Annotated in this window: 15 protein-coding genes and 1 pseudogene; 3 read left to right on the top strand and 13 right to left on the bottom strand. The window is 61.5% G+C overall.

Annotation, left to right across the window (positions count from 1 at the left end; translation table 11 throughout):
* Positions 1 to 68 precede the first annotated feature (68 nt).
* Positions 69 to 1,052 carry a diaminopimelate dehydrogenase gene (locus CQ015_RS07890; RefSeq protein ID WP_105649794.1) on the top strand — a complete coding sequence of 328 codons (984 nt, stop codon included), beginning with the start codon at positions 69 to 71 and terminating at the stop codon, positions 1,050 to 1,052.
* Between the two features lie 12 nt (positions 1,053 to 1,064).
* Here CQ015_RS07890 and CQ015_RS07885 read toward each other — a convergent pair whose 3' ends face one another.
* The 13 genes and pseudogenes from CQ015_RS07885 to CQ015_RS07825 all read right to left on the bottom strand — a co-directional run bounded on the left by CQ015_RS07885 (position 1,065) and on the right by CQ015_RS07825 (position 11,607).
* Positions 1,065 to 1,952 (bottom strand): urease accessory protein UreD, encoded by an 888-nt coding sequence (locus CQ015_RS07885; protein ID WP_258138058.1) that lies wholly within the window; start codon positions 1,950 to 1,952, stop codon positions 1,065 to 1,067.
* Positions 1,952 to 2,563, bottom strand: a complete 612-nt coding sequence (gene ureG, locus CQ015_RS07880) for an urease accessory protein UreG (protein WP_105553624.1) — start codon at positions 2,561 to 2,563, stop codon at positions 1,952 to 1,954. The genes CQ015_RS07885 and ureG overlap by 1 nt, the downstream gene beginning before the upstream one ends.
* Positions 2,564 to 2,610: 47 nt before the next feature.
* Entirely contained in the window at positions 2,611 to 3,306 is a 696-nt protein-coding gene (locus CQ015_RS07875) for an urease accessory protein UreF (protein WP_105553625.1), read from the bottom strand.
* A complete protein-coding gene (gene ureE / locus CQ015_RS07870) occupies positions 3,287 to 3,760 on the bottom strand; it encodes an urease accessory protein UreE (RefSeq protein WP_105553626.1) in 474 nt (157 codons plus the stop codon). Before ureE ends, CQ015_RS07875 begins: the two co-directional genes overlap by 20 nt.
* 35 nt (positions 3,761 to 3,795) lie before the next feature.
* Positions 3,796 to 5,508: an urease subunit alpha gene (gene ureC / locus CQ015_RS07865; RefSeq protein WP_105553627.1), complete on the bottom strand. Its 1,713-nt coding sequence runs from the start codon at positions 5,506 to 5,508 to the stop codon at positions 3,796 to 3,798.
* A 248-nt stretch (positions 5,509 to 5,756) separates the two neighbouring features.
* Positions 5,757 to 6,059: pseudogene (locus CQ015_RS19305) on the bottom strand (urease subunit beta); the annotation flags it as partial.
* Between the two features lie 14 nt (positions 6,060 to 6,073).
* Positions 6,074 to 6,376: an urease subunit gamma gene (locus CQ015_RS07855; RefSeq protein ID WP_105553629.1), complete on the bottom strand. Its 303-nt coding sequence runs from the start codon at positions 6,374 to 6,376 to the stop codon at positions 6,074 to 6,076.
* A 466-nt stretch (positions 6,377 to 6,842) separates the two neighbouring features.
* Positions 6,843 to 7,907, bottom strand: coding sequence for an LLM class flavin-dependent oxidoreductase (locus tag CQ015_RS07850; RefSeq protein ID WP_105569817.1), 1,065 nt, complete (start codon positions 7,905 to 7,907; stop codon positions 6,843 to 6,845).
* Positions 7,908 to 7,928: 21 nt separating this feature from the next.
* Positions 7,929 to 8,135, bottom strand: a complete 207-nt coding sequence (locus CQ015_RS07845; protein WP_105569818.1) for a tautomerase family protein — start codon at positions 8,133 to 8,135, stop codon at positions 7,929 to 7,931.
* Between the two features lie 11 nt (positions 8,136 to 8,146).
* Positions 8,147 to 9,631, bottom strand: coding sequence for an aldehyde dehydrogenase (locus tag CQ015_RS07840; protein ID WP_105569819.1), 1,485 nt, complete (start codon positions 9,629 to 9,631; stop codon positions 8,147 to 8,149).
* An 18-nt stretch (positions 9,632 to 9,649) separates the two neighbouring features.
* Positions 9,650 to 10,372 (bottom strand): alpha/beta fold hydrolase, encoded by a 723-nt coding sequence (locus tag CQ015_RS07835; protein ID WP_105569820.1) that lies wholly within the window; start codon positions 10,370 to 10,372, stop codon positions 9,650 to 9,652.
* A gap of 18 nt (positions 10,373 to 10,390) precedes the next feature.
* Complete coding sequence (locus CQ015_RS07830) at positions 10,391 to 10,942, bottom strand: amino acid synthesis family protein (RefSeq protein ID WP_105649792.1); 552 nt, start codon at positions 10,940 to 10,942, stop codon at positions 10,391 to 10,393.
* Positions 10,939 to 11,607 (bottom strand): amino acid synthesis family protein, encoded by a 669-nt coding sequence (locus CQ015_RS07825; protein WP_105649791.1) that lies wholly within the window; start codon positions 11,605 to 11,607, stop codon positions 10,939 to 10,941. The genes CQ015_RS07830 and CQ015_RS07825 overlap by 4 nt, the downstream gene beginning before the upstream one ends.
* Before the next feature lie 367 nt (positions 11,608 to 11,974).
* Between CQ015_RS07825 and CQ015_RS07820 the strand changes: the two genes are divergently transcribed.
* Positions 11,975 to 12,172, top strand: a complete 198-nt coding sequence (locus CQ015_RS07820) for a hypothetical protein (RefSeq protein ID WP_105569823.1) — start codon at positions 11,975 to 11,977, stop codon at positions 12,170 to 12,172.
* 80 nt (positions 12,173 to 12,252) lie between these two features.
* The gene (locus CQ015_RS07815) at positions 12,253 to 12,432 is read left to right on the top strand and encodes a hypothetical protein (protein ID WP_105649790.1); all 180 of its coding nucleotides are present in this window, start codon (positions 12,253 to 12,255) and stop codon (positions 12,430 to 12,432) included.
* Positions 12,433 to 12,908 lie beyond the last annotated feature (476 nt).

The raw sequence follows: 12,908 nt of genomic DNA, 5'->3' as shown, positions 1-12,908 counted from the left end.
GCCAGTGAGCCACCTCCTGCCGGCCAATGACCGCGGCTCTCAAGCCAGATCAAGGGACTGTGATTCTAATGTCTTCGAAAATCCGTATTGGCATAGCCGGCTATGGCAACCTCGGCCGCGGCGTGCAGGCCGCAATTTCCAAGAACCAGGATATGGAACTGGTCGGTGTCTACAGCCGCCGCGACCCGCAGAGCCTCGAACTGGCCCAGCCAGCCGCGCGCTACTCGGTCGACGTCTTGGCCGAGCACGTCGACGATATCGACGTGCTGATCCTCTGCGGCGGTTCCAAATCCGACTTGCCCGAACAGGGCCCGCGGCTGGCGGCGCTATTCAACACCGTGGACAGCTTCGACACCCACGCGCGCATCCCGGAGTACTACGAGTCCGTGGACGCCCCGGCGAAGGCCGCGGGCAAGACCGCGCTCATCTCCGCCGGTTGGGATCCGGGCATGTTCTCCATCAACCGGGTCTATGGCGAAGCCCTGCTGCCGGACGGGGAAACCTACACCTTCTGGGGCCGCGGGCTGAGCCAGGGACATTCCGACGCGGTGCGCCGCGTGCCCGGAGTCGCCGCCGGCGTGCAGTACACCATCCCCAGCCCCGAGGCGATCGAGCAGGTGCGCGCCGGGCTGCGCCCGAGCCTGAGCACCCGCGAGAAGCACCAGCGCGAATGCTTCGTGGTCCTTGAAGACGGCGCAGATGAGAACACCGTGCGCCAGGCAATCGTGAGCATGGAGCACTATTTCGACCAGTATGACACCACCGTGCACTTCATCGACGCGCAGCAGCTGGCGGCCGAGCACTCGGACATGCCGCACGGCGGATTCGTGATCCGTTCGGGCACTACCAGCGACGCGCAGAAGCAGGTTATCGAGTACTCGCTGGCGCTCGGCTCCAACCCGGAGTTCACCTCCAGCGTGCTGGTGGCCTATGCCCGTGCGGTGTACCGCATGAACCGCGCCGGGACCACCGGCGCGCAGACCGTCTTCGATGTGGCCCCGGGGCTGCTTTCGCCACGCTCCGCGGCGCAGCTGCGCGCGGACATGCTCTAAACCCAACCTGCGCTAGTACTTGCGCAGGTTCACCGGCCCCTGGCCGCGCAAGCGCGCACGCAGCTCGTTGACGATGCCCAGCATCACCGCGGTGGCGGACTCGGTCGAGGTGCCAAGCGTGCGCACGGCCACCCCGGCGGTAGGCGTCTGCGAGACGCCCACCTGCACCGCTTGGCGCTGCTGCCCGGCAATCCGGTAGGCGACCTCGCGCAACTGCTCCACCAGCGCCGCGTCGATGCGCGCATCCACCGCCAACAGCATGCCCACGTGGGTAGCTTGCTGGAGGTAGAGCTGCGAGTCGAGCGACTGGTCCCCCGGCTGCACCCAGAGGTTGTCCAGCACCGCCAGCTTTCCCTCCACCCGCACCTGCGTGCGAAGCCGCAACTGGTCATAGCGGAAGAGCGTGCCGTCCGGGCTCCACCCCGGGGTGAGGATCTCGAACTGCACCAACGAGGCATCGGCCGCCATATCCACCACCAGTTCCTGGCGGTAGCTGGCATCCCGGTAGGCGATCAGCTGGTCGGGCAGGTATTCAAGTACCGCACCGGATCCCAAGCGCACCAGCATCTCCTGGCTGGCCTCGCCCTGCGGGGTGCGGTAGACCTTGGTGGCCGACTGCGTGGTCAGCAGCAGGCTGCTGCCGGCTTCCACCTCCACCTCGATGCCGTAGCGATCGGCCCCCAGGTACCCGCCGCCGGGGTTCACGATGGTGTAGCAGACCTGCGCGCTGTCATCCAGGTAGTGCGGGCGCAGTACCCGCAAGGCACCCTGATGGTACTGCGCGGTGGCGATGTCCTTGCCCGAACGCCGGCCGATGCGCAGCCGCAGCTCCCCGACCAGCCGGCCGGTGAACGGAGTGGGAGCCAGCGCCGGCGCGCGGCGCGCGGTGGGAGCGGCCACTAGCCCAGATCCGTCATCAGCACGTCGCGGCGCAACCAGCCAATAACCTGCTCCAGGCCTTCATCGGTTTTCAGGTTCGTGAAGCAAAATGGCTTGTCCGCGCGGAACTGCTTGGAGTCCGACTCCATCACCGACAAATCGGCTCCGACGTATGGGGCCAGATCGGTCTTGTTGATGATGAACAGATCGGATTTGATCATGCCCTGCCCGGCCTTGCGCGGGATCTTCTCGCCCTGGGCCACGTCGATGATGTAGATGGAGAAATCCACCAGCTCCGGAGAGAATGTGGCCGAGAGGTTGTCTCCCCCGGATTCCACGAAGATGATCTGCAGATCCGGGTGCTTGGCCTTCAGCTCCTCGATGGCCGCAGAGTTCATCGAGGTATCCTCGCGGATGGCGGTGTGCGGGCAGCCTCCGGTCTCGATCCCGACGATCCGATCCAGCGGCAGCACCCCGTTGGCGGCCAGGATCTTGGCGTCCTCGATGGTGTAGATGTCGTTGGTGATGGCGGCCATGGAGATCTCGCCATCCAGCGCGCGGGTGATGCGCTCGATGAGCTGGGTTTTGCCGGCCCCGACCGGGCCTCCGACGCCAATGCGGATTGGTTCCATTGTTGTGCTCCTCAAATTATTGGGGCCGCCAATCGGCGGCCGGTGTACTAAGACATGAACATGCGGGCGCGCAGGTGCTCATGTCGCATTTGCGCGATCTCCAGGCCAGGGATCGCGGCGCCCAGGTCTCCGTCATCAAGGCTGAAGATCTTCGCCACGGAGCGCGTCACCGGTTCGTGCATGGCGCGCAGTACCCGTTGGCCCGCATTCTGGCCCAGCGGGATCGCGCGGATGGCGTTCTGCGTCAGGCTCGTGACGGTGGAGAACAGATAGCTGTTCACGGTGTCCGCCACCGGGGCTCCGGCCGCGCGGGCACCGAGCGCGAAGGCGATCCCCGGATGCCCGGCGCAGCGCCCGGATTCAACCGCCTGCACATAGCCTTCGAGTTCCTCGCTCGGAGAGACGACGCTGGCCACCGCGAGCATCCGCTTGCCCATTTTGACGGCGGCTTCGCGCAGCTGCCGCGGCAATGCCGCGGCGTGGATCATCGCGTCCAACTCCATGATCCGCTCCGGGCTCATCGCCTCGTGGGCCAGGCGCACCACCAGCCCGTCGGTGTAGCTCAGCGATTGGGTGAGGAACAGCTCCACCCACTTGGCGAAGCTCTCCTCGTCATGCACCCCTCCGTCCGCCAGATAGCTTTCCATCCCGAAGGAGTGGCTGAATGCCCCGGTGGGCAATGCCGAGTCGGAAAGCTGCATCAGGGTCAGCAGGTGCGATGCGCTAGTGGGTGTGTTCGGCATGGCGGAACGGTACCGGCATCACGCGTTCTTGCCGGTTGTACGGGGTTTGCTGGTGCTCCAGGAAGTCGGACACGGTGTGGTCGTACTGGACCACCATCACCTGCGCCGCGTATTCGGATTCTTCGCCGAAGAACTGCGCCTGCAGGTGGCGGTTGCCCAGCGCGTGGGCGACCTGCCCCATTTCCAGGATGCTGCGCGGGGCGATCACCAGCACGTCGGTGGGCAACACCGACACGGTGATCATTTCGGTATCCGAAAGGTACAGGATGTCCCCGTCCCGCAGGTCCGGGCCGGGGGCCAGCCGGATCCCCAGTTCCCGGTTGTGGTCGCTGGTGACGCGTTGAATCCTCTTGACCAGCGCGGAGCTGGGCAGCACCACCTTTTCGTGGTGCCGGCCGGCGTACCGCTCGGCCGGCAGCTCGTGGACATTGCCCACAAGTTGTTCAATGATCATAGTTCTCCTCTAGAATTTGCCGGGCCGCAAACGGCCTAGAACAGGAAATAGCGCTGAGCCATCGGCAGAACCTCTGAAGGTTCGCAGGTGGCCAGCTCACCGTCCACGGTGACCTGGTAGGTCTGCGGGTCAACCAGGATCTCCGGGGTCCCGCTGTTATATTTCAGATCCGACTTGGACAGCTCGCGGATTCCTTGGCAGGCGCGGATCACCTTGCGCAGGCGCAACCGCTCGGGCACGCCCTCGTCGATGGCCGCCTTGGACAGGAAGGTGATCGATGATGCCTGCACCGCGGTGCCCAAGGCACCGAAGTTCATCCGCATGGTGCGCGGCTGCGGGGTGGGGATGGACCCGTTCGCATCTCCCATCACCGACTGGATGATCTGTCCGCCCTTGATGATCATCTCCGGCTTGACCCCGAAAAATGCCGGATCCCAGAGGACCAGGTCGGCGAATTTGCCTTCCTCGACGCTGCCGATGGAATCTGCAATGCCGTGGGCAATGGCCGGGTTGATCGTGTACTTCGCGACGTAGCGCTTGAGCCGGAAGTTGTCCCCCACCACGCCGTCGCCCTCCAGCTTGCCGCGCTGGCGTTTCATCGCGTCGGCTACCTGCCAGGTGCGCAAGACGACCTCTCCCACCCGGCCCATGGCCTGGGAATCCGAGGAGGTAATCGAGAAAACGCCCATATCGTGCAGCACGTCTTCGGCGGCGATGGTCTCCGGGCGGATCCGCGAGTCGGCGAAGGCCACATCCTCGGGAATATCGGCATTCAGGTGGTGCGCGACCATCAGCATGTCCAGGTGCTCGTCCACCGTGTTGTTGGTGTAGGGAAGCGTCGGGTTGGTGGATGCCGGAAGCACGTTGGGCAGCCCCGCCATGCGGATGATGTCCGGGGCGTGGCCGCCGCCGGCGCCTTCGGTGTGGAAGGTGTGGATCACCCGTCCGGCGATGGCCGCGATGGTGTCTTCCACGAAGCCGCATTCGTTGAGCGTATCGGCATGGATGGCCACCTGCACGTCGAATTCGTCGGCAACCTTCAGCGAGTTGTCGATGGATGAGGTGGTGGCGCCCCAGTCCTCGTGGATCTTCAACCCGATCACCCCGGCGCGTACCTGTTCGGCGAGCGGCGCACGGTCGCTGGCGTGGCCCTTGCCGAGCAAACCGATGTTGATCGGCAGGTTCTCCACCGCCTGCAGCATCCGGGAGATATGCCAAGGTCCGGGGGTAACCGTGGTGGCCTTGGAAGCGTCCGAGGGGCCCGCTCCGCCACCGATGAGCGTGGTGGTGCCGGCGGATAAGGCCACCGGAACCTGGTCCGGGGAGACGAAGTGGATATGGGTATCGATGGCCCCGGCGGTGAGGATCTTGTGCTCGCCGGCGATGATGTCGGTGGCCGCGCCGATGACGATGTCCACGCCATCGGAAATATCCGGGTTGCCGGCCTTGCCGATCTTGAAGATATGCCCATCGCGCAGGGCCACATCCGCCTTGTAGATGCCGGTGTAGTCCAGCACCACGACGTTGGTGATCACCGTATCGGGCACATCCTGGTCACGGGTCAACCGTCCGTTTTGGCCCATGCCGTCGCGGATGACCTTGCCGCCGCCGAAGACGACTTCCTCGCCGTAGGTGGTGTAGTCCTTTTCAATTTCAAGGATAAGTTCGGTGTCTGCCAGGCGGATGGCGTCGCCGGTGGTAGGCCCGTACATTTCCGCATATTGCTTGCGGCTGAGTTCGAAGCTCATCTTTAGCTCTCCTGCTCTTCGTCCGGGCCTGGCGTCTGCGATTTCTCGGCCTGCCGGACCTTATGCGGCTTGGGCGGCAAGCTCTCGTCCACCGGGTCCACGCCGAAGGTGGTGTGGAAACCAATTGTTTCTTCGCTCTTGTTGGGCAGATCGATATCGTAATCCTCGACCAGATCGGCCTCGACGATCGGGTCGATACCCGCGGAACCGCCAATAGCGTCGGTTTCGACAACCGGGACGGTGCGTCCCAGCGGTCCGTTCACCCGGTCCTGGAAGCCGTGGACTTCGCGTGCGCCGGCGTATTCCACCAGGTGCACGGTGCGTGCATCCCCTGGTTCAAAGCGCACGGCGGTTCCCGCAGGGATGTCCAGGCGGAATCCGCGGGCTGCGACTCGGTCAAAATCCAGCCGCGGGTTGGCTTCTGCAAAGTGAAAGTGCGAGCCGACCTGGACCGGCCGGTCCCCGCGGTTGACCAGGTTCAGGATTCGGGTCTGTTGACTCGCATTACAGACGATTGGGCCATCGGCAAGTATGTACTCTCCCGGTTTCATCTCTACTCCTGTACTTAACGAATCGGATTGTGGACGGTGACCAGCTTGGTCCCGTCGGGGAACGTTGCCTCGACCTGGACGTCGTGGATCATCTCTGAGATTCCGTCCATGACATCTTCGCGGGTCAGGATCGTTGTACCGTAGCTCATCAGATCGGCAACGGTGCGCCCGTCGCGCGCTCCCTCGATAAGTTCGTAGGTAATGATGGCCACCGCTTCGGGGTGGTTGAGCTTCAAACCGCGTTCTTGCCGGCGGCGGGCCAGATCGGCCGCGACGACGATCATTAGTTTCTCTTGCTCGCGGGGAGTTAAATGCATCAGTTCCCTTCCAAATAATTAACAAATTGACGTTAATTTCATGCCGTCGGATTTGTTCTAGGCCAGGTTTGCGACCTGCATTTAAGGCAAGGATAGCAGAGCCAACTCGAAGCGCTCGGAGCACCGGAATTCGGGAAAGATGTCGCCCCGCCTAGATTGCACCAACGTTTGTCGCAATCAGCACTAACCGCCATGTCAAGTTTCAATTAGAGTGAAAAATCAACACCATTTCAGCGCCAGATCTTTGCCGTCCTTTGGGGTACCGGGCGCGGGTATAAATAATTCTGGCCGCGGGAAGGTGAATAAGCATGGTTATTCACCTGCAGTCCAGATTTGCTGGTGGTATGGGCAACCGAGGCGCGGGGTGGTGCCGCATTCTTTTTGGATGGATGCATTCGCCTGCGGCACGCCAAAAGCCGGGATTCGACTGTTGATGTCGATTCCCGGCTCGGGCGCGGATCACTTGCTACTTTTGCAACGCCTCAACCTGCGCAAAGTGCGGCATTACCTGCTCGATGAACAACTCGAGCGAGCGCTTCTTTTCGGCATGGCTGAGCGTGTTGTCGTTCCAGAAGCTGAACTCGGTGACTCCCAGCTCCTCATAGCGGCGCAAGCGCTCGACTACTTCGGCAGGGGTGCCGATCATTGCGGACTTGTGCAGGGATTCGGGAGAGAATTCTTCTCGCCCGGCGAATTTTTCGATGGGGCTTGGCTCCATGAACCCATCTACCGGATCCTGCTTGTTTCCAAACCACGCGTCGAAGGTGCGGTAGAACTTCTGCACGCCTTCGGCGGCCGCACGCCAGCCCTCCGGCTCGTCTTCGGCGTGAACATAGGTGTGGCGCAGGACCATGATCTCCGGACGCTGTGCAATTTCCGGGTGGTCGGCAATCGCGGTTTCGTACTTCTCCACCAGGGACTGGACTTCTTCGTCGCCCTTCATCAGCGGAGTGACCATCACGTTGCAGCCGTTGGCCACGGCAAAGTCATGGGATTCCGGGCTGCGCGCGGCAACCCAGACGGGCAGATCGCGCTGCACCGGCTTCGGCACGCTTGTTGAGGTCGGGAACTTCCACACGTCACCGTCATGTGCGTAGTCGCCAGCCCAAAGGGCCTTCATTGCAGGCACCAATTCACGCAGGTGCGCTCCGCCATCGGCTGCCGCCATCCCGTCGGACATGCGGTCGAATTCGAACTGGTAAGCACCGCGGGCAACGCCCACTTCGGCGCGGCCTCCGCTGATCACATCCAGCAGCGCCAGCTCGCCAGCCGCCCGAATAGGGCTCCAGAATGGCGCGATAATCGTGCCGCAACCCAGACGGATCTTCGAGGTCTTGGCTGCAAGGTAGGCCAGCTGTGGCAGCGGGTTGGGGGAAACGGTGTATTCCATCGCGTGGTGCTCACCGATCCAGACGGTACCAAAACCGCCTTTTTCGGCTATCTGCGCGAGCTCCACCAAATTTGCCCAGTTTTCTTCATGGGAAATCGAGTCATCGTAGCGTTCCATATGAACGAAGAGTGAAAAACGCATGTGGTGTGTTCCTTTCAAGAATTATTTTGCACCCGTGGAGGCGTCGCGCTCGGCGATGGTGGTGTTGGTGCGCGACCAATGCGCCCGTTCGACTTCCCTGATGAGCACCGTGACATTTTCATCGGCAGCCCCGGTGGTCGCTACGGCCGCCTGGTGCAGCGCGTCGATCAGTGCGCGCAATTGCTCCGGGGTGCGTCCGCGGGCAATCGAAACATCGATGAGTGGCATCCTCGGTTCTCCTAACCGCGCATGACGAAGGGATCGGAGACCGGGCCCTCGTCCGTGTTGATCCAAACGCTCTTCAGCCGGGTATATTCGTGCATCGACTCGATCCCGTGTTCAATGCCCACACCGGAATTCTTGAACCCCTGGCGCGGCGACATGGGAGACATGGCGCGATAGGTGTTGACCCAGATGGTTCCGGCATCCAGCCGGCGAGCCATGCGGTGCGCGGTGGCCAGATTTTGCGTCCACACCCCGGCCGCCAGCCCGTATTCGGTGTCGTTGGCTAGGCTGACCAGCTCGTCCTCGTGCTCGAACGGCATGATCGCGGCCACCGGCCCGAAGATCTCTTCGCGCACTACCCGCATGTCATTGTTCACGTCGGTCAGCACCGTCGGCGAGTAGTAGTATCCGGGCAGTTCAAGACCTTCCGGGCGTCCGCCCCCGGCGTGGATTGTGGCGCCTTCCTCGGCGCCGATCTTCACATAGGATGCCACCTTGTCCAGCTGGTCGGCGAAGGCCAGCGGGCCCAATTCGGTCTCGTCCAGCAGCGGATCGCCAATGCGGATCGAGCGGGCACGCTCGGTGACGCGTTCCACCAGCTCGTCGTACACGGATTTGTGCGCGAAGACGCGGCTGCCCGCGATGCAGGTCTGCCCGGCGGCGGCGTAGATCCCGGCCACGACGCCCATGGAGGCGTTGGCGACGTTGGCGTCAGGGAATACAATATTCGGGCTCTTGCCACCGAGTTCAAGGGTGCAGCCGATGAACCGGCTCGCGGCCTGGGCGGCAATATGCGAACCGGTTCCGGTGGAGCCGGTGAAGGAAATCTTCGCCAGCTTCGGGTGGCTGACCAGCGCCGCACCGGCCTCGGCCCCCAGGCCGGTCACGACATTGATTGCACCGGCCGGGAAACCCGCCTGGTCTGCGAGCTCTGCTAAGAGCAGCACGGTCCGCGAGGTGTATTCGCTCGGCTTGATCACCACGGTGTTACCGGCGGCCAGAGCCGGGGCAATCTTTGAGGTGGTCAGCGTCAGCGGCGAGTTCCAAGGGGTAATCGCGCCAACTACGCCCAGCGCTTCGCGCTGCGTGTAGTTGAGGATATCCGGGTTGGTGGTCGGGATTTGAGAACCCTGGACCTTGTCTGCCAGCCCCGCATAGTAGTAGAAGTATTCCGGCAGCGAACGCATCTGTCCGCGCATTTCGCGCAACAGCTTGCCATTGTCCAGGCTTTCATTCATGGCCAGGCGTTCGGCGTTCTCACCAATAAGGTCGCCCAGCCGACGCAGCAAGTGGCCGCGTTGGGTGGCGCTCATACGCTTCCAGGCGGTGGATTCGAAGGTGTTCTGGGCGGCGGTGACCGCCCGGTCGACATCCTGGGCATTACCTCGGGCAGCTTCGTAGAGCACCTCTAGAGTGGCCGGATTGGTGCTGGTGAAGTAGGAGCCCTCCGACGGGGCGACGTACTCTCCTCCGATGAAGTGCGACAGGCGTTCAGTCATCGTGTGTCCTTTCGGAATTTAGATTAGTGTGCGTAGCGCGGCAGCCAGAGCTGGGGCGTTTTCAATGGGTAGCATGTGGCGAGCCTGCGGTACGACAACCACCTGGCAGTTCGCCATAGCCCTGCCTAAGCGGTGAGACATCTCAGGAGTTGAGCCGGGGTCGTTTTCCCCGGTGATCGCCAGCCCCGGCACCGTGATCCGACCTAGCTCGTCGGCAATCTCGCGGTCCCCCTGAGCAAAAACCCGGTAGGCATGCAGGTAGGATTCGACATCATTGTCCGCAAGCACCGAACGCACCGCCGCGATTTCCGTGGCAGGAACCTGTGTAATACCTTTAGGGAACCAGCGGTCAATTGCCTTATCCACACCAGCGGCGAACTCCACACCCGCCGTCATCAACCGCTGATCGACCGCTGCGGATTCCCCGGGAGTTCGTCGGCACACCGAGTTGACGGAGGTCAGGGTCACCACATTTTCTGGCGCGAAGCGCGCAATGTGCTGTGCGACAAGTGCCCCCAAGGAGAACCCCACCAGGTGAATGGGTCCGCCGGGTAACCGTGAAATCACGTCGGACGCCAGCGTCGCCAGGGTCTGCGCTTCGCGCAACGCCGGCTGAGCTCCGTGTCCCGGCAGATCCAGGGCCACGGATGGCCGCCCAATTTCCTCTTGGAATGTCTTCCACATGCTGCGGTCAAGTCCGACACCATGGAGGAGAACTATCTGCGTTTCAGGGGCACTCATCACTTAGTACTGCTCCTGCTATTGTTCGGTCGACAACGCGGCCAGGCGCTGCTGTGGGCGCCCGCGGGTTGCACCGGCTAATGCAACGATGATTTCGCCCGCGTGCGGGGCATCGGGAATGCTGATCTCCACGCTCTGGTGGTGCGAGCGGATCGTCGCGTCCGTGAAGTGCTTCAGTGGAATGTCGAAGTGGACTCCGGCCGGGCCGCGCTTTTCCACTGCCGGAAGAAGTGTGGTTGCCTGGGCCGCGTCGCGGAAGTGATTACCGAACTTCAGGGTATGGATCAGCGCCGAGCCATGCTCAATTTCACCGTCCAGACCGACAATGGCTGCTTTGCCATAGGCTTCCAATGGCTCGCCCAACGCTTCCAACACGCGCGGTGCCAGCAAGGCTCCCAGGTCGGATGCAACCGAGTCGATTCCTTCAGTGAGATCCTCAACGAAGCCTTCTCCTGCCCATGGATTGTCAAAAACTGCGGCCACAATTGCGACTCGTGCCACGGGATCAACATCGCGTCCACCCTCGCGAACGATTTCTTCGACAATGGTCACTAGCTTGCGGTATTTCATAGTGCAATCTCCTTCAGAATTTCGGACGTAATTGGCTTATCGGTCAGACGGTCGCCGATGCGGGCGAAGGGACGCGGACCGGTGGAGGCAGCAGCCACGATGGCGATCTCCCCCGCGGCCGGAGCATCAGATAAGAAAATTTCAATGGTCTGGTAATGGCTTCGGGTAGCCGGCGCTGTCTTATGCCACATAGGGATGCGCAGCTTCTCACCTGGTTGGCCGTGCCCATCGGCGAAGCACAAAATCGAGGTGCCATCCAAGGCCTCGCGCATCAGATTGCCGAAGTATGGCGTGTGGATCATCGCGCCTGCATGCTCGGTTTCGCCCTCAACGCCAACGAGCGCGGCCTTGCCGAAGGCCTCGACCTGCTCCGCTCCGCCGAGGACTTCTAGGAGCCGGTCAGTAAGCAGCTTGGCCAGCAAGGGAGCGATACGCTCAGCCTCGGGCGCAAGGTCCGCAGTGGTGTCGCTGCCCGCCCACGGGTTGCTGATCACCGCAGTGGAGGTCGCGCGTAAAGTGCTTGCCCCACCATTCAGCGGGAGCTCTTCGCAATAGGTTGAAAACTTACGCAGACCGATAGCCGCGGCAATCTCGGAGTAGTTGCTCAGCGTGGAGCGGTTACTTAGATCGATAATTCTCGGGGAAATTTCTGAGGTAGTCGTCATGCTGTAGGACTCTCCGGTCTATTTCATTTCACTGCAGTCGTATTCCAAATCGACCTTTTATGTAGGGCTCGTCCGGTTAAGTTGGCATTGCCACCGGCATGAAGCGGGCCCGAAGATTCAGTTTCGATCGAATCAGTTCGGTGCCCCATTCAAAATCTCTTGCATACAAGAACTCTAACCCGGACACTTCAAATTGTGCAAGAAGTCACGATAAAGTCTTGTAGATTATCCCAAAGTCCACCTTCTGTTGCGTGGCTCACAAGAAGTGCTAGGTTCTGATGCATGCAACAATCGCCATCTTTCTCAGGATCAACCCCAATGTCTTAATAAGAAGTGTGCGAGTGAGTGCCGAGTGCCGCTGAGGCACATGAAGCACTTCTCGTCATTGGGGAGTCCGCAGTCGCCCCGGCAGATCTTCATTGGGCTCTGGGATTCGCCCGGCAAGCAACCCGCCTCGGGCACCGCTGCAGGCCATGGGGGAAGGCATCTAGATAACCAGCGCATCGAAATTCCTCAGGAAGATGCCCGATCCATCAACACCGATACCGGCCACACCAATAATTAGCGGAATACGGACACGCGTTTTTCTTATTTGGCCATGCCATTCAGCCCACACATTTTCCTCCGCAGGAAAAGGTTGGAACGATGCCAAATCTCGGCCGCTCCCAGCCTGGTTACAGCACGTCGTTGGCAAAAGCCATCCCCCTCGCAACCGAAGAAAAGCCCGACAGCGAACGCCACGGGCGCTCACGTATCCAATTCACCCTTTGGTTCCCCGTCAACATGGTGTTGGCCGTGATGATGCCGGGATTCTTCTGCAAGTAATTCGGGTCCCCTTTCTGGCAGTGGCTTAGCGCAGTGGCCGGAGGAACACTACTGGGCGTGCTCGTTATGGGAATGTTCACCGGGAGAGGATTCTCGTTCATGTCCCCAAAATTCGACAGATTTCCGTTGCCATCGTCGCAATGCAGTAGATTTTCAGGGATCCGGTGGGCGAAAGGCACGTTTCGACTTACGCCAAAGCCGCAACGGTTGCCTCTTGGTTAGATTCAGATTATTTCTCGAATGCAGTCTGGACGAAGTTCGTCCGGGCCTCCGATGAGTACGGTAACTCGACCTCGTGCTATGAAAACTGGAACGGTTGCCAGCAGGATTCTTCGTCGCCGATACGGAAGCTGGCAACGTCCCCAGCGAACCATGACCACGTCTTGGCATTGCCAACATCTTCAATACGATGCTCGGAACTCAAAGTGCTCATCGCGGATACCGAACGCCAAATCATTTATGGTGCGGCAACGGAC

The organism is Arthrobacter sp. MYb221, from assembly GCF_002979835.1.
GTDB lineage: Bacteria > Actinomycetota > Actinomycetes > Actinomycetales > Micrococcaceae > Glutamicibacter.
The sequence above is the reverse complement of the archived record's forward strand: the minus strand, read 5'-3'. Positions and strand labels throughout refer to the sequence as shown.